We start from the raw sequence: 19011 nt of genomic DNA, 5'->3' as shown, positions 1-19011 counted from the left end.
TAAAATTTAATTTATGAAATTTCGGAAGTTTTTACTGCCTATATTGATTCTAGTTATTATTTCTTGTAATAATCCTCGTAGAGGAGATAATAAGATCGTGGCAGATAATCATATTGAATCTGTAAAGACATCATTTGCTCCAGATAAGCGTGTAGCTCTTTTCAATATTGAATCTGAAATGAGCGATGGTAAACTGGTCCTGAAAGGTGAAACCAATATGGCTGAAGCCAGGGATTCTCTGTTTGCAAGATTTACTTCAGATGAAATTGAATATATAGACAGTGTTCAGGTTCTTCCTGCCAGAAATCTAAAAGATACCATTTATGGTGTTATAGACGTTTCCGTAGCTAATTTAAGAGGAGAAGGGAAGCATTCATCCGAACTTGTTACTCAGGCGACCTTAGGTACACCAGTGAAGATCTGGAAGCGTACCGAAGAATGGTATTATATTCAAACACCAGACGGTTATCTTTCCTGGGTAGATCATGGCGGAATCACGACCATGAATAGAACAGATTTTCAGGCTTGGAAATCTTCTGAAAAGGTAATTTATCAGAAAGCCTTTGGCCAATCATATCTGGAAGCTTCTAACGAATCTAAAATGGTGACAGATCTGGTTTCTGGCGCAATTTTGGAAATGGAAGCCGAAAATGGTGATTTTTATAAGGTGAGATATCCAGATGGAAGACCAGCTTTTATTTCTAAAGATGAGGCTGAGATTTATTCACAGTGGTTATCAGATCTACAAGCCTCTCAGGAAAAGTTGGTGAGCACGGCAGAAGATTTAATGGGATTACCATATTTATGGGGTGGTACTTCAGCTAAGGGTGTAGATTGCAGCGGATTCACCAAAACAATATTTTTTATGAATGGAGTAGTGGTGCCAAGAGATGCATCACAACAGGTAAGAGAAGGCAAGCTTATAGATTCGGTTGGAAAATTTGATAAACTTGCTGTCGGAGACCTGTTATTTTTCGGAAGGCCTGCTACAGATTCAACTTCAGAAAGAGTGGTTCATGTAGGAATGTGGATTGGAAATAACGAATTTATTCACTCATCTGGCGATGTTCATATCAGCAGCATGGATGAAAACTCAGAGATATTTGATTCATTTAATAAGAACAGGTATTTAAGAACGAAAAGATACCTGGGAGAACAAAGTGAAGGATTGACCTATTTAAAAGACAAAGACATATTTCTGGATGAAAATATTGCTCAGAAAGAATAAAAATTTTAGCTCTAAAGGTTACATTGCGACATCTACATAAATTATATTAAAAATTTATTTTACTGGTAAATCAGTGGAATCTGGATCTTTTGTTATCGGTGAATGACATTAGTTGAAGCATTAATGTTATCAGCATCAATTCGTTATCTATTAAAATTTTTGCCAATCTGGTTTTCAATTTAGTTCAAACTCAGGACCTCAATTCTTTAACATTTTTATTTTCAGGAGACTAGGAATAGAAAAAACTTGTTGAGAATTGAAGAAACTTTATATTTGTTATGCTTTTGCAGAAAAACTGACCAAAAATTAAATGAATATTACCAAGTTCACCCCCCTTATTTTCCTACTGATGCCTTATGTTTTCTTTTCACAGAATTCTGTAAGCGGGAACATCCAGAATCAGAATAAAGAGCCGGTTGCTTTTGCTAATGTTATTCTTTTAAGTGCAGAAGATTCTACGAGTGTTTATAAAGGAACTATTTCAGAAGAAGACGGTAGTTTTATCATAGAAAATGTTCAGGACAGTATATATCTCTTAAAAGTATCCTTTGTTGGCTATGCTGAAAATCTTCAGAAGCTAAAAGTGAAAGGGGAAACCAAGGTGCGAACGATCAGCCTTGAAGAATCTACAGACGATCTTGATGAAGTTGTAGTAAATGCACGTAAGCCTAAGATTAGTAGAAAAGTAGATAGAATTGTTTTTGACGTTGAAAACTCTACTTTATCTACAGGGAATACTTTTGATATTTTAAAAAGGACTCCCGGAGTAATTGTTAGCCAGGGAAATTTATTGGTAAAGAACAGGCCAGCAACCGTATATATTAACGATAGAAAAGTCTACTTAAGCTCACAGGAGTTACAACAATTGCTGGAAGGATTTTCTGGTACGAATGTAAAATCTGTAGAAGTGATCACTAATCCACCAGCGAGATACGATGCTGAAGGAGGAGCAATATTGAACATAACCACATCAAAGAATATTTCCATTGGTTATAAAGGAAGTTTGAATGCTTCTCATACTACGGCTATTGTTCCAAAGTATAATATAGGAACCAGCCAGTATTATAAGAATGACTGGGTGAATATTTATGCTAGCTATAATTATAACGGTAGAGATGAATTTAAACAGGACGATAGTTATATCGAATTTTTTGATTCTCAAGGAGGAGAGGTTGATTCGAGATGGCTTACCGATTTTGAAAGGAATACTTATATGTATTCACACAGTCTTAATACGATACTTGATTTTACACTAAGTGAGGCCAGCACCTTAAGTTTAAGTGCCAATATCCAGATAATTCCAGATTCTGATAGTGACATAAATGGCTTGACGAATATCTACGACAGCAATAATTCGCTGAATTCATTATTTACTACAGATAGTCGCTTGCACAGCAACACAGATAATATACTTCTGGCTGCTACTTATAATACCAGTTTAGGAGATAATGGAAGTTTATCTGCCATTGGTAATTATATCAATTATGATAACAGCCAATTTCAGCAGATCATGACGAATTATTTTGATGAGGACGAAAGTTTTATAAGAGATAATTCTTTTACTACAGAAGCTATGCAAAATAGTGAGATCTATACAGGCCAGATTGATATCTCTACACCTCTGGGATCCACAAGTTTTGAAACCGGGCTAAAGTTTTCCAGGTTAAAGACTGAAAGTGGGCAGGATTATTTTGATACAAATACGGGAACCAGGCAATTTTCAGGAGAATTATCAGACTTGCTTGATTATGATGAAAATATTTATGCTGCCTATGCAAGTATTTCCAGAGACTGGGAGAAGTGGGCAATAAAACTAGGTTTAAGAGGTGAATACACAGATGTTCAGGGAGATTCCAGAACATTCGGTACGGTGAACACTCAGGAATATTTTGAACTTTTCCCAACTTTTTACCTTTCATACAATCCAGCTGAAAAACATTCCTTTGGCCTAGATTATAGCAGAAGGATCAGCAGACCGAGATTTCAAAGTCTGAATTCTTACAGATATTTTATCAACGAGAATAATTTCCAGGATGGGAACCCTAATCTAATGCCTTCATTTTCTAACAAGATCACCTTTAATTACAATTATGATAATACCTGGTTCTTCGATCTTTATTGGGACAGGGCAGATAATGCCATGGCGCTTTTGCCATTTCAGGATAACCAAAATAGAACACTTAGAAGTGTAAACCTTAATATGAACTATGATCAACAGTTCAGTTTTGATGTTACTTATTACTCTTATTTAAAAGACTGGTGGGTTTTATCTGCTTACAGTTCTTTCTTTTATATGGAAAACGAATTTCCTGCGCTGGAAAGTGGTGGCCAGTTGGTTAAGAACGATGTTTTTAGTACATACATTCAGGCATATAATTATTTTATCCTTGGGAAGGACGGAACTTTCTCTGCGGAAGTGATCGGGACTTTTCTTCCAAAATATATCGCCGGATCCTATCAGTTTGACGAACCACAATATGGACTGACTCTTGGTTTGAAAAAGACATTTTTCGATTCCAGACTAACGGCAACCGTAAATCTTGAAGATGCATTTAATTCGATGAATATTCCTTTGAAATCACAGTATCTCAACCAGAATAACGGATTTTTCGCCAAACCTGAATCAAGAATGCTGAGACTGGGACTTATCTATAAATTCGGTAATTTTAAACTGAATGATAACAGTCGTGCCATTAATGCAGAAGAGAGCGAACGTTTACAGGATCAAAAAGTTCTGGATTAATACTTTATCCAGACATTTTTAAACAATTCATTTTATTTAGTAATTTTGCCACCTGAAAAACAGAGGATTTGGCAAAAATTGGAAATATAGATGTAGGAGACTTCCCGTTGCTTTTGGCACCGATGGAAGATGTGAGTGACCCGCCATTCCGTGCGCTATGCAAGGAACAGGGAGCAGATGTTGTTTATACTGAGTTTATATCTTCAGAGGGACTTATTCGCGATGCGGCGAAAAGCACGATGAAACTCGATATTTATGAAAAGGAACGCCCTGTTGGTATCCAGATCTTTGGAGCCAACCTGGATTCTATGTTACAGTCTGTTGAGATTGTTGAAAAGTCTGGCCCAGATATTATCGACATCAACTTTGGATGCCCGGTGAAAAAGGTAGTTTCTAAAGGAGCCGGAGCTGGAATTCTTAAAGATATTGACCTCATGGTGTCTCTTACCAAAGCAATGGTTGAGAATACTAAACTACCAATTACTGTAAAGACCAGGTTAGGTTGGGATCATGATTCTATAAAGATCGTTGAGGTTGCTGAAAGACTGCAGGATGTAGGTTGCCAGGCAATTTCTATCCACGGTAGAACCAGAGCCCAGATGTATAAGGGTGAAGCAGATTGGAACCCGATTGCTGAGGTTAAGAATAATCCCAGGATGCATATTCCTGTTTTCGGAAACGGTGATGTAGATTCTCCTGAAAGAGCTGTAAAGATGCGTGATAGGTACGGACTTGATGGAGCAATGATAGGTCGTGCCAGTATTGGTTATCCGTGGTTTTTCAGGGAAGTAAAACATTATTTTGAAACAGGAGAACATATGGCTCCTCCAACTTTAGAAGAAAGGGTGGATGCTGCCAGGAGACATCTTCAAATGGCAATCGACTGGAAAGGAGAAAAGCTGGGAGTTTTTGAAACCAGGCGACATTATACCAATTACTTCAAAGGAATTCCACATTTCAAAGAATACAGAATGAAAATGGTGACCAGTGATGATTCTAAAGATGTATTCGCTGCTTTTGATGAGGTAGAAAAGGAATTTGCCGGTTACGAATTTGCTTAATTCAGGGCTTTTTTACTTCTTCCCGCAGCAATATAAGATGCTATAAAACCTAAGGTGAAAATCGTAATGAGAACTATAAAAACGTTCTCTATTCTCATTTGTACCGGGTATGGCAGATTTGGAGTGATCATTACCAGGTCATAGTTCATTTGAAGAATAATAAGGACAACTGCTACTGCTAAGCCAATAATTCCGCCTAATCCCGTCATTAACATACCCTGAAAAAAGAAAATATTCTTGATCTGATTAGGAGTTGCTCCAAGGCTGTGCAAGGTTTTAATATTTTCTCGCTTATCAAGGATCATCACAATTATTGATCCTACTACATTAAATAGTGCAATGGTAAGTACTAGCGTGAAAATCAGGTAAACGAACAGGTTTTCAGAATTCAGCATTTTATTCAATGCATCATTCAGCTCCGCCCTGGTTTTTATCAATACATTTTCCCCTAAAATATTTTTGATCTCATCAGAAACCTGATCTTCAGAAGCTTCAGGCTTTAGTTTGAATTCTACTGCAGAAAATTCGTTTTCCTTTAAATTCAGCAGTTCTTTGGCGAAGTTAAGATGCGTAAATACATATTTGTCATCCAGCTCCTCATTAACGCTATAGATTCCGCTAACAATAGTTTGACGGGTATTAAATGCGTCTTGAAGATTGGTCATGGTGATCGCACCCTTTCCGGGCTTAGGCACCATGATCTTAAGTAAATTCTGATAATTAAAAGTGCCAATATCAAGCAGTCTTGAAAGTCCGTTACCAATCACTACCTGCGGTTCACTATTGGTTAACCAGGTTCCAAAAACTACTGAACTGTCTATCTGGTTTACCCGTCTGTAATTTTCGTCAACTCCCTTAATATAGGCGGGGTTGGTTTTAGATTTGTAACTTAAAATAACCCGTTCTTCAATCACTTTACTGAACTTCTCGACACCATCAATCTGTTGTAGTTTCGCGAGCTGATCATCTGAAATTTTGATCACTTTTCCTTCTTCAGGAAAAGCCTTTAGATCTGGATCAAATTCGTTCGAAAAAGAAAGACTGAAATCTCTTAGTCCGGAAAAGCCACTAAGAACAATAAAAAGGGAAAATGCACCCGCAAATACACCAATAGCTGCAATTATGGTAATAATATTAATTGCATTGCTTTTGCTTTTGGTAAAAAGATACCTTTTGGCGATGTATAGCGGAAACTTCAAATTATGATTTTTTCCTCTTATCTAACAGGTCCGGATTAGCTACAGGATCTTCCTTTCCTTTAATAGATTTCTCAATTCCGTCTATATACTCCAGGGAATCATCTATATAAAAGCTAAGATCAGGCATTTTTCTTAATTGATGCCTCGTACGTTGGGCCATCTCGTGCTTGATCTGAGATTTATTTTCATTGATCTCTTTGATCACTTCTTCCTGGTGTTTTGAAGGGAATATGCTTACGTAAGCCTTCGCTATAGAAAGGTCTGTGGTTACCCGAACTTTAGAAACAGAAACCAAGATTCCTGTACGGCCGCTATCTCTTAGAGAATTCTGTAAGATATCTGCCAGATCCTTCTGCAACAATCCACCTATCTTTTTTTGTCTGTTTGTTTCTTCCATGCTACAAAAGTAAAATTTTTAACTGTGATTTATCTTCATACAGATGAATTTGAATCATATAACATTAATTATTGATATTTGTTTCATTAAATAAAGACTCATGAAGAGAATTGAACATATAGGAATTGCCGTAAAAGACCTTGAAGCAGCAAATGAAACTTATAAAGCTGTGATGGGCGCAGAACATTATAAAACCGAGACTGTTGAAAGTGAAGGTGTCTCTACATCATTCTTCAAAGTAGGGGAGAGCAAGATAGAATTACTGGCCGCCACGAATCCTGAAAGTCCTATTGCCAAATTCATTGAAAAAAGAGGAGAAGGTATTCATCATATGGCCTTTTATGTAGATGATATTACTGCTGAGATAGAAAGACTTAAAGGCGAAGGTTTCAGGTTACTTAATGAAACTCCAAAACCTGGTGCCGATAATAAGCTGGTAGCCTTTATGCATCCTAAAGATGCTAATGGAGTGCTGGTTGAGCTGTGTCAGGAAAAATAGAATTATTTTGTTTGGTGCGTAAGCTGCAATTATCTAAATTTGCGCTCGCGATACAAATACGTATCAGGTCCCATAGCTCAGTTGGTTAGAGCACCTGACTCATAATCAGGTGGTCGATGGTTCGAGCCCATCTGGGACCACGTCAATGACAGCAAGCCTTTCGAGAAATCGAAAGGCTTTTGTTTTTTAGTGGGTACAACATAGGTACAACACTCCAAGACCTCTTCTTTATTTTTCTTTTAGCTATATTTAATAAGAAGTTGCGTCGTTACCATGGAAAAATTCATTCTACATGCTGGTAGGGCACTGGCCAGACTGAGATCAGGAATAGATTATTTCCTGCAGGAAAAAGTACAGAGCAGTGCTACCCACCTAATTCTTTTTATACTATCTATTTTTATAGTTTTTATTCTAAGTTTCAGCCTGATTTTCGGTTTCCAGACTATTACCGATAATTACCTCATTTTTTTATTTCTTTTCATCATAATGCTGGTCATTCTAATCTGGCTGGCTATTTTTTACGAATCAAATAAACATCTGGAAACCGGTCGGCATAATTTTCAGGTAAGAGATTTTAAAAAATCCAGGCTGCGTTTCGAATTGATTAATCTTGATTTAAATTCTGAAAAGGAGTTTAAAAAGTTGCTACATGGTTTTAAGGTCAAACATAAGATCAATTTTACCATGGGGAATAAAAGCGGGGACTCCGCCAATCACCGTATCCTTTTTGTATTATTTGATGAATTGCTGTTAGGAGGGATCCAGGATCTAACCGGAGAACGAAAACGCAGATTCTTTCAATTACTGATGGAATCATTTTTAATGAATAATGAACCATTGAAAGAGAACACCTTAAAGACTAGTTTTTCCACCTGGAAAAATGAACAGGAAAAAGTTAATTCCCGAAATCAGCGAAAATTAATCCGGCAGATGCTGGGTAAAGAATAATTATAGCGTAACTAGCTTCTTATCTGAGTTATCCTATTGATTTATAGGTATTTGTTTTCCTAAGTTTGTTCTGTACAAAAATGTAAAAGGCCTTTTACTCATTTCTAATTTTAATTCAATTGTTATGAATGAGCAAAAAGAAGTTGTGGATTTACTGGCAGATATTAAGGTTTTGCTTTCCCACACCAAAAAAGTAATGAACGTGGAAGATCTGGCGCAATATACGGGTCTTTCTAAAAGCAAGATCTATAAGCTTACCCATTTAAAGCTGATCCCAACTGGGAATAACCCAAACATTCGTCAGAAGTTTTTTGATAAGGAAAAGATCGATGCCTGGCTTTTGGGTGAACAGGATCTTTCCGATGAATTCCTGGAACATCAATTCAACAAGAAATTGTTGAAGAACCGGAAATAGGCCTATAAAGCATTTACACCGAACAAAAACTTTAGAGATGAAAAAACTATCCTATATCCGTGTAGGTACCTGCTACTATAAATTGGTAAAGCTGCCTACAATATCCGGAAATTTAAATGAAATAATAGTTCCCTGGAACATCGAGACTCTGCGCAATGATCATGGCAAAGGAGTTATTGGTCAGATAAAAAAGTATGACGGCTTTACCTGTATTCCGAGCCATCGTAATTTTAAACAGGAATATGAAGGTTTTTATAATACCTATTCTCCATTGCCTCATACCCCAAAACAGGGTAAGATTGATTATTCACTACAACTGGTCAAACATATTTTTGGAACACAATTCGAATTAGGACTTGATTATTTGCAACTCTTGTATTTCAAACCTATCCAGGTATTACCGATCCTATGTTTGGTATCGAAAGAACGGGTTACTGGCAAAACGACCTTTCTTAAGTGGCTCAAAGCAATCTTTGAGAACAACCTTACCTATCTGACCAATGATAATTTCAGCAGCCAGTTCAATGCGGATTGGGCAAACAAACTTCTTATTTGTATTGAAGAAGTCCTATTCAATAAAGAAGAGCTTACCGAACGGATAAAATACTTAAGCACCACCAATTTCAATAAACTGGAGGCCAAGGGGAAAGATAAACGAGAGGTTGAGTTCTTTGGTAAGTTTATCCTCTGTAGCAATAATGAGGATAATTTTATTAAAATCGATAGTAATGAAACTCGCTTTTGGGTGCTTAAAATTCCTTCCCTTCAAAAAGAAGAGACCCAATTTTTAGAGTTACTGGAAAAAGAAATACCGGCATTCTTGTATTATTTGGAACATCGACAGCTCACCACCCAACACGAAACGCGGATGTGGTTCACCCCAAAGCAGATTAGGACGCATGCTTTGGAAAATCTAATGCAAAACAACCGTAACCGTGTTGAAAAAGAACTTGCCAGTGTGATCCTGAGTGTGATGGAAACCTATGAGGTAGACGAAGTAAAGCTTTGTCCTATGGATGCCTTACTGGTTTTAAACCGGACTCGTATTAAAACAGACCTGACCCAGATAAGGCAAATCCTTAAAAAAGACTGGAAACTAACTAATCAGGACAACTCACTGAGTTATCAAAAAATGATCATCTGGCATGAAGGAGGCTTGGGACTTACAGATGCAATTGGCCGATACTACACTATTAAAAAATCCTTCCTTTCAGCGAATTTTTGGGAGGATACGCAAAATGATGAAGAAGTGATGAATTCGAAAGGGTATAAGCTATAAGGGTTTTCAAAGAATTCTCATCATTTTTGAAATATCTATAAGTAGTTAAAGGGAAAAAGGATAGTGACTTATGTTTTTTTTGATGAATGATGAGAGATAAGGGATGAGACCAGTGATAATAAGGGTTTAAGCGCTCATCGTTTTCTCATCGTTTTTTCATCAAAAAAATAATGATGAGTACGAATAGGTTGATTTGTACTACTTACTTAAGAAAAAGCTAATGAAAAAAGAAATATGTATAACCATGACCTGCGAAAGAGCCCGAAATCTTTCCATCGTAAAAACGCTGGCCAGCTCCGGGCACTTTCCAAGCAGGATAGCGGAGAAAGAAGCCTGGTTTCTGAGTCCCCTACGGTCAGAAACGCAGGCCTCTTTCAAGGTTTCTTTAAAATTGAACCGATGGTATGACTTCGGAATAGGAACGGGCGGAAACGGGCTGGATTTGATTGTAGCGATGAACAAGTGTTCAGTTAAACAAGCATTGGAATTTTTAAGCAATGAACAAGAATTTTTTTCTTTTCATCAGCAAAATTTAAAAAGGAAAACCGCTTCAAATATTGTAGTTTTTGAAGTGAAGCCAATACAGCATCCAGGGTTGATTCAATATTTAGGTATCAGGAGAATTTCAATCTCCATAGCCGAACACTATTGTAAGGAAGTCTGGTATCGATTAAACGGAAAACAATACTTCGCTTTAGGTTTACAAACCAACAAAGGAGGATGGGAACTGCGAAACAAATATTTCAAAGGATCCAATTCTCCAAAATCGTATACCTATTTAAAGACAAATTCAGATCGCTTGATTCTTTTAGAAGGAATGTTTGATTTGTTATCCCTGGCTGAATTATTTCCAAAAGAATTAGAGGACTCCGATATCATCGTTTTAAACTCTTTAGCTTTTTTACAACAAATCACTCCCCATTTTAAAAATTATAGGGAAGTAAATCTGTACCTGGACAATGATCAGGCTGGAAATAAAAATAAAAAACTACTATTTCAGAATTATAAGAACACCAAAGATAGAAGTGAGCTATTTCAAGAGTATAAAGACCTGAATGAAAAGCTTGTTTCAATTAGAAGTACAAGAAAAAAAATTAAAAAATAATTAGCATCAGAAAAGTAAATGCCACAAGGGAGATTTCATTTGGGAGGGCAAAGCAAGATGTGTCATTGTCATGACAATCTTGCTTTGCGCCCGGAGGTTGCAAAGAAATAAAGAAAAAAAATGAAACGGGAATATATTCAAATACGTTGCTCGATCTACGAGAAAAAGCTGCTCAAAAAAAGAGCAGCCAGGGCGGGAATTTCCCTTTCAAAATATCTAAGGGCTACTGCTTTTAAGATCAATATGGTCGAACGCATTACCCCGGAACAATTAGAATGCTATCAGTTACTGGTTCAGTATAAAAATAATTTTAGCCGGATCAGTAATATGTTTAAAAAAAGCAATCCAAAATTATCGAAGGAAGTGCAGCAATTAGCTGAAGAAATCAGGACTCATTTAAAAAGCTTCAAAAAATGATCGGGAAAGGACATTCGATAGCAAGTACTGAAGCTTCCATAGATTATGGATGGAACCAGGAAAAGGATGCTGAAGTGGTATTCAGAGATCATCTTGCCGGTGAGACTCCGAAAGAGATCATCGAGGAATTTAAGATCATCCAGTCGCAAAATGAACGGTGTACCCAAAATACGCTGAGTTTTATACTAAGCCCTACGGTTAAAGATGGACAGGAGATGAGCAAAGCACAATTGAAAGAGATTACCAGCAGATTCCTGAAAGAAATGGAATTAAAGAACAGGCAGACCATCGCATTTGTCCACCGGGATAAGGCACACACCCATGTGCATGTATATGTGAATAGGATTGGTTTTGATGGGAAAGCTTATAACGACAGTTTTATTGGAAAGCGCAGCCAGATTGCCGCCGACAATGTCGGCAAAGAGCTGGGACTTACTAGGGTTCGAGAAGTGCAACAGGAAAAACTAAAAGAATTGAACTGGCAGCGGTTGGCTATCAAGCATATCAATAACAAGGTGATGGAAACCCGGCCTAAATCCCTGGATGAATATATCAGTAAAATGAAGGCCTGCAATGTACAGGTGGTTCCTTCGATCAATAAATCCAATCAGCTTCAGGGGTTTCGGTTTGAATATAAGGGTGTCAATCTAAAAGGTAGCGAGGTACACCGGTCGATGACCGGTAGTAAACTCATTGGGGAAATTAGCCAGAACGCAAGTTATAGCCGATTACGGGAAGTACCTAAACACCTAAGACTGATAGACAAAACAGTACGGATCAGCTCTAATATGGCTGCAAAAATAGCCAAAGACCTGGTGAAACAAGTGATCAAAAGGGGGCTGGACACCGGGATGGGCATGGGATATTAAATTTTATAAGCTATGAAAAAACTAGATGAAATTATGGAACTAATGGCCGATGAGATGGCCGACTTTAAAACCTCGATATTAAAACTGCAATTAATTTCGAAACAGTTGTTCGATTTGAGCATTCCGATAAGTACCGAAGCGATGGAAAAACACCTGAACACCTTTCTGGAAAAACAGGAGGCTAAAAATCAATTAAGGGATGATATTCTTAAAAGTATTGATAAGAAGCTGGAGCATGCCTTGATCGTGCCCAATTATATGCTCATGATCTTCGGAATACTGGGAATATTGACTTTAGGGCTTTTGGGCTATTTTGGATATACTACCCAAGCAGCAAAAGAGGAGAAATTTGAAGTGTACCAGCTGATGATGAATTCAGAGAATCGGTATCAGGAATATTTTTCAGATAATCCTGAAAGCAAAGATGATTATTGTGAGTGGCTGGAAAGAAAAGACTAGCCATTGTCATGACAATTGCCATTGCCGCAAAGGAACCACCATTTACAGTAAATGTCTTGGAAAGCCTTATAAGCTGGTGAACTTTTACTGTAAATTATGGACCATAAGCAGTTTGCGCCCTATGCTGTTTTTATTTTACGCTTAACTTCCCGTACACTATAAAAACAGCACAGGATCCACGCGCAAGGTTAGTTATGGTAGAAATGGGGCTTTGTTATTCCTGTAAGATCTTCCACCTTACAATCTTTTCCTTTTTGTTTAGATTTGTTTTGCCTTTCTAAAATTATAATCTTACATGATAAAATTTTTAGCAGAAAACAATAGAAAACACTTAATATTATTTATCCATGGATTCATGGGAGGAGAAAAAACTTGGTTGGAGCCAGGTGTAAAAAAAATTCCACAATATCTCATTGATAACCCTGAAATTTCTGATCATTTTGATTTGGCAAGTTTCACCTATTTTTCATTATTAAGTACAAAAATAGAGCGAATAAAGTATGTTTTCGGTTCAATTCCCTTTGGGAAAAAGCGAAAATTTAAAAAAAATCTATCTATTGATGATATCAAAGATGTTCTTTTTTCGCACTTAAAAGAAGAATTTGAAAAATATGAAAAAATCATTCTTGTTGCTCATAGTATGGGAGGCCTAATTTCTAAAGCCACTATTTTAAAACTAAAGGAAGAAGATCGCAATAAAATATCATTATTCATTTCACTTGCTGTTCCGCACAATGGTTCTAAACTTGCAGATTTCGGCAGAATGTTTCTAAAAAATCCAAATGTTCATGACTTAGCTCCGTTAAGTGATATACTGGATAATGTCACGAGATTATGGATTAATGCTGATACGGCATCTACCCTACCTAAAACTTTATACTTCCAAGGTAAAAATGATAACATTGTTCCAAATAATTCCTCTTTGGGATACGAAACTCGCGAGAGTGATATTATATATTCCGATGATGACCATTTCAGTATTCTGAAACCGCAAAATGAGAACACAGTTGTTATTTCTGCTATAAAAAACTCCATTCTCAAAACTTTAAAAAATAACTATGATGAAAAAAAGCGCCTAATACAGGCTGATATCAGTCCTCAATCCCTCAATGAACTAACTGATAAAATTGGCAAGAAACTAGGAATAGACTCTTTCAGTATTAATAAGATAGCCATGGAGAATAATTTTTTTCCTCAGCTTTCAGGCCATTTGTCCCGGCGAAGTGACACTATTAAGAACCTTTTGAAGCTCAATCCATATTGGCTTGCGATTCATGGTATGTACGGTACTGGAAAAACACAACTTTCGGTATTAATTCAGGAATATTTAGATTATCGAACAACCTGGATTAATTTTAAGGATATTGAGGAAAAATTCTTTTCCATTAAGCTATTTGATGCTTTCAAAGTAAAAGATCAAAACGAACTAGAAGCCCAATTTTCTTCTTTGTCTACCAAGATAAAGTCACTTATAATCTTGGATGATTTACCAAAATTAGGAGTCTCCGATTCCGTTGATAGAATATTTAATGATTTTATATTGTGTTGTCGAAAAAATAATATCTATGTTCTTTCAACTTCCAACCACAAACTTTCAAACTCCATACTTACTGTAAATGAAGATTTTGTATTTGAAATTCAAATGCCACTTCTTACGCGAGAAGAATGTAATGAAGTATTGGCAACCTATCCGAAAAGTGAAGGATTTGAGTTAAAAGAACTTATCTATGATATTACAGAAGGATATCCTTTATATCTCCAAGTTGTATGTCGATATTTAGATAAGATGGATTGGGAAATTAACCAGGATGAACTATTAAGTTTTTTTACCGGTAAATTATTTACCGATCTAACGGATGATACCCTGATAAAATTTGTTTCCAATGTTGAAGATCAAAAAACACGTGATCTCCTCTACAGACTTAATATTGTTAGGACCGTAATTACGGATAAAGAAATTAGAGTTGTCTCAGAATGCGATCCGCAAATCGAAAGGCCTTTTGAAAAAGTAACCACAATTATGGGAATTTGGTTACAAAGAGATCGCGAGAGATTTCTTGTTTCTCCTTTAATTAAAAGATTAGGCACTCAAAATGTTTCGGAAGCACTTGTAAGGGATATCAATTATGAACTTGGATTATCCATACTCGAAAAAGGTATGATAAATCAGTACGAAGTAATACATGTTATTTCATACTTTAAGGAAGCAAATAGATATGAAAATGCCGGCTTTGTAATACTTAATTTGCTGAAACATTGTCTTAGCAATCCAGATTACTTTTATGATTTTAGTTTAGGTCTTTACACATGGTATTATCAAACAATTCCAGCACAAATGCCTCTGCCAATAAGGTTACTTATCCGAAGCCTCCATTTAAGTCTGGCATTGGCACGAGAATTAGAGAATTTAGAAGAGATAGATTTCCTTCGCAAGGATTTAATTCCATTAGTAGATCAAGCACTGGAAGAAAAAGTGGACGTTTATTTTCCTTCCGTTATCCTTTCCTCCAGTTACCTTAAAGAAAATAGTTCCTTGGCTTTAAAATATTTTTCTTATTACACTAACAGTTACACTTACGAGCAATTGCCGGAATTAACATCTGTCAAAATTGAAGAAATTGAAGAATTTGATCAGAATATTATGTGGCTTTTATTGCTCAAAATAGAAGATTTAACTGCTTTGCAGCAGTGGTTTAATCAAGTTGAAGCATGGAATCGCCCAATTAATGAATTAGATAATGATCAGGCTTTTATAATTTCAGAAAAGCTTATTAATAATTTCATTACTAAAGAACAAAATTCTCAATCCCCCAATTGGATTGGTCTTGTAAAACATTTTAACCTTATTTTCGAGAAAGCTACAAAGCTTAATTTGGAATTTTTAAGGTCATTATCTCTTAAAATGCAGATACAGGTATTATCTGAAAAGCTTGATGATATATTAAAAGCAGAAGAGATCTTCCTTCAGAAAAAGCATTTACTTAATGAACCAAGAAGCATTTTTCTTATAACTGATGAATTAGGAAGACAATTTTACTATAAAGGAAATAAGGAAAAGGCCAAGGAATACCTACTGCAGGTTGTTGACTATGAGTTAGATAAATTTCTTATCTCCAAAGCTGAAACTTATTTAACATTAGCAAAGATAACAGGGGCTTCTAGTGCCGAAAAGGCACATTCTTTTATGACTCATGGGCTTCATTTTGTATCCGAGAATATCTATATAAATGAAATTAGTTATATACAATTTAAAGGAGAATTTGCTACCTCGTTATTTCTACTTGGTAAAACCGATGATGCTATCCTTAATTTTATTGAAGGTTATGAATTGCTCTTGAACACTTTTGAGGAAAACAATTTCTATATAAATACTCAGATCAGATACGGAAATGCTATTGGGTATCTCTCTTATTTAGTAAAATTCGGTAATCCTCCCGGGGACGGCTATACCAAACCTTATCGTGGGTTTATTAGCAATAATAACGACTTGAGTGATTTATACTATCCGGAAAAACTTTTAATCAATGTTTTTAATATTATAGAGTATTTTGAAATAATAAAGGATTCTGAAAAGGCGGAATATTGGGCTGATAAAATGTTTAGCCTTAAAGAAAAATATGAATTGAAAGTTTTTCATCGCATGTTGACGCCTTTAACTGGTTATATAATCATTAAGAATCAACTTGAGGAGGTTTTTGAATTACATTTAGAAATTTTGAATTTAACTGATAAGCTGATTGAAAGAGATACAAGTAAGATAGCCAATCCAGATGAAAAGAAATTAGTAGCATCAATACAAATTCGTGAAAGACAGAAAAGGAAGGATCCGGATTTCGATCTTATTATGTTAGCTCTGAATCCAATAGTAATTTATTTACTTACAAAACTTTTAAAAAATGAAATTGAAGTATTTGAATTTAAAAAAATATGTAGGGATTTGATCGATCAGTATTCTGAAAACTTTAAAAATAAGGAGCTATTGAATGAGCTTAATTATATTCTAAATCATTTCCCGACAAATGAAAAAGAGTCGAAAGACTTAAGCATTTATTTACATAACATAAACTCCGAAATTGTCGGGCACTTACAAATATTGACCTATCTTATTTGTTCTTTACAAATGAATAGTAAAACCGCCATAGCCACTCATTTTTTGTTAGCACCCACCTTCCAACTTTATACCGGCAGTTTAAATGATTGTATAATAATTCCTTTCCTTCTAAAATACTGGAATACTAAATTAGAGATGGAGCCTCAAGCTTTTAGAAACCCTGATAAGCTTAGTGAAAATTTTCAAAAAATTCATAAACTTAAATCTGTATTACAAACGAAAGCAATCTTTGCATTACTAGCAGATGATCTGAGATATGAATTGAAAGATACGGATAAACTATTTTTAAAGGAGTATACTGATGAATACGGCGAGTGACATAATTCATCCATTTTAAATATTCTTTAGTGGCATTTTAACTTTTTCTTTGTATTTGAAAGAATGTTCATTATATTTGAATGTTCATTGTCACTGAACACGTAAAAATAATGAACAATCAGATATGTATCGTAACAATGATTTTATTTATGACGCTACTTTAAAGTTAGAACAACTTATAGATATTCCTATTCAAGTAGATAGTAATAGGAATAATCATGATGCGCTTCTAACTATAAAAAATATACAATTTGTTGTAGAAGCAAAAGCTGCTGTTAGGACATCTAACCAAGGTTTTATTTTATCCCAGTTAGAGGAAATGAAGAACAACAGCAACAGACCTATTATCTTAATAGCTGAGTATATATCTAAAAAAGCCACACACGAACTTAAAGAACGTGGTATTAATTATATAGATGTTGCGGGCAATTCGTTTATAAAATATGAAGATTTAGCAATTTTCGTAGAAGGGCAAAAAAACACTAAAAAAGATAAAACCAATCAATCCCGCGCTTTCCAGGAAACAGGATTGAAAATTATTTTTCATCTGTTGAATACACCAGAACACCTCCAAGATTCTTACAGAAGAATAGCTGAACAAGCTGATGTTTCTATAGGTTCAGTAAGTAATGTAATGGCCGAGCTTGAAGAGTTAAATTACCTCTTAAAAACTAAACAAAAAAGGGCTATTAAAAATACAGATGAACTATTAGAACGTTGGGTTGTAGAATTCAATGCGGTTCTTCGACCCCGTATCCTCAGAAAACGTATGCGTTTCATAGATCAAGATCAGTCCAAAAATTGGCGCGATATAGATATCCATACTGAAAACGGCGTATTATTATGGGGTGGCGAGCCTGGAGGTGCCATTATCACTGAAAACTTAAGGCCCGAAAAATTTACCGTTTTTACTGATTTAGAACTCTCTGAAGTGGCAAATAAATTACGCTTAATCCCAAGTGAGAATGGTGAAATTGAAATTTTACAAAAATTCTGGAAAAATGATGCTAATTATGCCCAAGTAGCACCAGCATTGTTAGTGTATGCAGATTTAATGAATAGTGGATTTGGTAGAAATATTGAAACCGCAAAACAAATATTAAAGAATGAGTTACAGCATATCTAGTGAAAAATTTACACATCCTCTATTAAAGCCAATTCTATTAGAGCTTAATGAGTATTTTAAAGAAGCTGGAATTTCTTTTTTTGTAATAGGAGCTACTGCACGTGATATAATTATGAAATTACACGATGCGCAGTCTGGTCGTTTAACTTACGATCTTGATATTGCAATAACAGTGAACCATTGGGAGGAATGGTTGAAAGTTGAAGAGGAGATCTTAAAGCTAGAGAACTTCACCAAAGACAAAGATCAAAAACAACGCTTTTTATATAAAGAGAAGTTTCAATTGGATATAGTCCCTTTTGGCGAAATAATGAAAAGTGATCATAAGATATTCTGGCCCCCCAATGAAGAATTGGCAATGTCCGTTTTAGGCTTTACCGCTGCTAACGAAGCTGCATTGCCGGTTCGTATAGATGATGAAACCGAAATCAAAATTGCGACCCTCAGTGGTATTTTTATATTGAAAATAACTGCGTGGAAAGATCGCCACAAGCGTAATAATAAAGATGCAGATGATATGGGTTTTATTTTAGAAAACTACTTATCGATTCACGAAGAAAGAGCTGCCACCAAGTATTACGATGAAGTCTATGGCGAGGAACCCTTTAAAAACACCACGGCGGGTGCGGTTCTATTAGGGAAGGATATTCAGGAGTTATTGGAAAACCATAAGGAAACGGTAGAATCCATACTTGAAATTTTAAGGGATGAATTAGAAAAAGAAGAAGAAAGTAATCTCATCAATCAAATTATAGAAACACATAAATCACTTTCCTATGAAGAGGTGTTGCAGAGCATTCAAAACATAGTTAATGGATTAAACCAAAAATAATAGCA

At 35.7% G+C, this 19011-nt stretch carries 16 protein-coding genes and 1 tRNA gene; 15 read left to right on the top strand and 2 right to left on the bottom strand.

What is annotated here, in order from left to right; translation table 11 throughout:
• The first annotated feature begins 13 nt into the window (after positions 1-13).
• From RE431_RS11895 to dusB, 3 genes are all read left to right on the top strand, one after another.
• Complete coding sequence (locus tag RE431_RS11895; protein ID WP_309562204.1) at positions 14-1228, top strand: C40 family peptidase; 1215 nt, start codon at positions 14-16, stop codon at positions 1226-1228.
• Positions 1229-1538: 310 nt separating this feature from the next.
• Positions 1539-3971 (top strand): TonB-dependent receptor domain-containing protein, encoded by a 2433-nt coding sequence (locus tag RE431_RS11890; protein ID WP_309562203.1) that lies wholly within the window; start codon positions 1539-1541, stop codon positions 3969-3971.
• A 68-nt stretch (positions 3972-4039) separates the two neighbouring features.
• Positions 4040-5032: a tRNA dihydrouridine synthase DusB gene (gene dusB, locus RE431_RS11885; RefSeq protein ID WP_309562202.1), complete on the top strand. Its 993-nt coding sequence runs from the start codon at positions 4040-4042 to the stop codon at positions 5030-5032.
• Here dusB and RE431_RS11880 read toward each other — a convergent pair.
• Positions 5029-6231 carry an ABC transporter permease gene (locus RE431_RS11880; protein WP_309562201.1) on the bottom strand — a complete coding sequence of 401 codons (1203 nt, stop codon included), beginning with the start codon at positions 6229-6231 and terminating at the stop codon, positions 5029-5031. The two genes, dusB and RE431_RS11880, sit on opposite strands and share 4 nt — an antisense overlap.
• A 1-nt stretch (position 6232) precedes the next feature.
• Entirely contained in the window at positions 6233-6628 is a 396-nt protein-coding gene (gene rbfA / locus RE431_RS11875) for a 30S ribosome-binding factor RbfA (RefSeq protein ID WP_309562200.1), read from the bottom strand.
• 100 nt (positions 6629-6728) lie between these two features.
• Here rbfA and mce point away from each other — a divergent pair, with 100 nt between their 5' ends.
• The 12 genes from mce to RE431_RS11815 all read left to right on the top strand — a co-directional run bounded on the left by mce (position 6729) and on the right by RE431_RS11815 (position 19006).
• On the top strand, positions 6729-7127 hold the full coding sequence (gene mce, locus RE431_RS11870; protein WP_309562199.1) for a methylmalonyl-CoA epimerase: 399 nt from the start codon (positions 6729-6731) through the stop codon (positions 7125-7127).
• A 66-nt stretch (positions 7128-7193) separates the two neighbouring features.
• Positions 7194-7267: transfer RNA gene (locus RE431_RS11865), tRNA-Ile, on the top strand.
• A 133-nt stretch (positions 7268-7400) separates the two neighbouring features.
• Positions 7401-8075 carry a hypothetical protein gene (locus RE431_RS11860; RefSeq protein ID WP_309562198.1) on the top strand — a complete coding sequence of 225 codons (675 nt, stop codon included), beginning with the start codon at positions 7401-7403 and terminating at the stop codon, positions 8073-8075.
• Positions 8076-8199: 124 nt separating this feature from the next.
• Positions 8200-8490: a helix-turn-helix transcriptional regulator gene (locus tag RE431_RS11855; RefSeq protein WP_309562197.1), complete on the top strand. Its 291-nt coding sequence runs from the start codon at positions 8200-8202 to the stop codon at positions 8488-8490.
• 37 nt (positions 8491-8527) lie between these two features.
• Positions 8528-9769 carry a primase-helicase family protein gene (locus RE431_RS11850; RefSeq protein ID WP_309562196.1) on the top strand — a complete coding sequence of 414 codons (1242 nt, stop codon included), beginning with the start codon at positions 8528-8530 and terminating at the stop codon, positions 9767-9769.
• A gap of 220 nt (positions 9770-9989) precedes the next feature.
• On the top strand, positions 9990-10874 hold the full coding sequence (locus RE431_RS11845) for a toprim domain-containing protein (RefSeq protein ID WP_309562195.1): 885 nt from the start codon (positions 9990-9992) through the stop codon (positions 10872-10874).
• A gap of 120 nt (positions 10875-10994) precedes the next feature.
• The gene (gene mbpA / locus RE431_RS11840; RefSeq protein WP_309562194.1) at positions 10995-11291 is read left to right on the top strand and encodes a mobilization protein MbpA; all 297 of its coding nucleotides are present in this window, start codon (positions 10995-10997) and stop codon (positions 11289-11291) included.
• Positions 11288-12160, top strand: coding sequence for a relaxase/mobilization nuclease domain-containing protein (locus tag RE431_RS11835; RefSeq protein ID WP_309562193.1), 873 nt, complete (start codon positions 11288-11290; stop codon positions 12158-12160). The genes mbpA and RE431_RS11835 overlap by 4 nt, the downstream gene beginning before the upstream one ends.
• A gap of 12 nt (positions 12161-12172) precedes the next feature.
• The gene (locus RE431_RS11830; RefSeq protein WP_309562192.1) at positions 12173-12619 is read left to right on the top strand and encodes a DUF6730 family protein; all 447 of its coding nucleotides are present in this window, start codon (positions 12173-12175) and stop codon (positions 12617-12619) included.
• A 295-nt stretch (positions 12620-12914) separates the two neighbouring features.
• A complete protein-coding gene (locus RE431_RS11825) occupies positions 12915-17048 on the top strand; it encodes an alpha/beta hydrolase (protein ID WP_309562191.1) in 4134 nt (1377 codons plus the stop codon).
• Between the two features lie 124 nt (positions 17049-17172).
• Entirely contained in the window at positions 17173-18174 is a 1002-nt protein-coding gene (locus RE431_RS11820) for a type IV toxin-antitoxin system AbiEi family antitoxin (RefSeq protein WP_309562190.1), read from the top strand.
• Positions 18155-19006 carry a nucleotidyl transferase AbiEii/AbiGii toxin family protein gene (locus RE431_RS11815; RefSeq protein WP_309562189.1) on the top strand — a complete coding sequence of 284 codons (852 nt, stop codon included), beginning with the start codon at positions 18155-18157 and terminating at the stop codon, positions 19004-19006. The genes RE431_RS11820 and RE431_RS11815 overlap by 20 nt, the downstream gene beginning before the upstream one ends.
• Positions 19007-19011: the final 5 nt, after the last annotated feature.

It is taken from the genome of Christiangramia sediminicola (genome assembly GCF_031344135.1).
In the GTDB taxonomy this organism is placed as follows: Bacteria; Bacteroidota; Bacteroidia; order Flavobacteriales; family Flavobacteriaceae; genus Christiangramia; species Christiangramia sediminicola.
This window is presented reverse-complemented; position numbering and strand designations above follow the sequence as displayed.

Coding starts and splice junctions, on each gene's coding strand:
- RE431_RS11830 (WP_309562192.1), top strand. CDS start 12,173: ATGAAAAAACTAGATGAAATTATGGAACTAATGGCCGATGAGATGGCC.
- mce (WP_309562199.1), top strand. CDS start 6,729: ATGAAGAGAATTGAACATATAGGAATTGCCGTAAAAGACCTTGAAGCA.
- RE431_RS11820 (WP_309562190.1), top strand. CDS start 17,173: ATGTATCGTAACAATGATTTTATTTATGACGCTACTTTAAAGTTAGAA.
- RE431_RS11895 (WP_309562204.1), top strand. CDS start 14: ATGAAATTTCGGAAGTTTTTACTGCCTATATTGATTCTAGTTATTATT.
- RE431_RS11855 (WP_309562197.1), top strand. CDS start 8,200: ATGAATGAGCAAAAAGAAGTTGTGGATTTACTGGCAGATATTAAGGTT.
- RE431_RS11835 (WP_309562193.1), top strand. CDS start 11,288: ATGATCGGGAAAGGACATTCGATAGCAAGTACTGAAGCTTCCATAGAT.
- mbpA (WP_309562194.1), top strand. CDS start 10,995: ATGAAACGGGAATATATTCAAATACGTTGCTCGATCTACGAGAAAAAG.
- RE431_RS11860 (WP_309562198.1), top strand. CDS start 7,401: ATGGAAAAATTCATTCTACATGCTGGTAGGGCACTGGCCAGACTGAGA.
- RE431_RS11890 (WP_309562203.1), top strand. CDS start 1,539: ATGAATATTACCAAGTTCACCCCCCTTATTTTCCTACTGATGCCTTAT.
- RE431_RS11845 (WP_309562195.1), top strand. CDS start 9,990: ATGAAAAAAGAAATATGTATAACCATGACCTGCGAAAGAGCCCGAAAT.
- RE431_RS11815 (WP_309562189.1), top strand. CDS start 18,155: ATGAGTTACAGCATATCTAGTGAAAAATTTACACATCCTCTATTAAAG.
- rbfA (WP_309562200.1), bottom strand. CDS start 6,628: ATGGAAGAAACAAACAGACAAAAAAAGATAGGTGGATTGTTGCAGAAG.
- RE431_RS11825 (WP_309562191.1), top strand. CDS start 12,915: ATGATAAAATTTTTAGCAGAAAACAATAGAAAACACTTAATATTATTT.
- RE431_RS11850 (WP_309562196.1), top strand. CDS start 8,528: ATGAAAAAACTATCCTATATCCGTGTAGGTACCTGCTACTATAAATTG.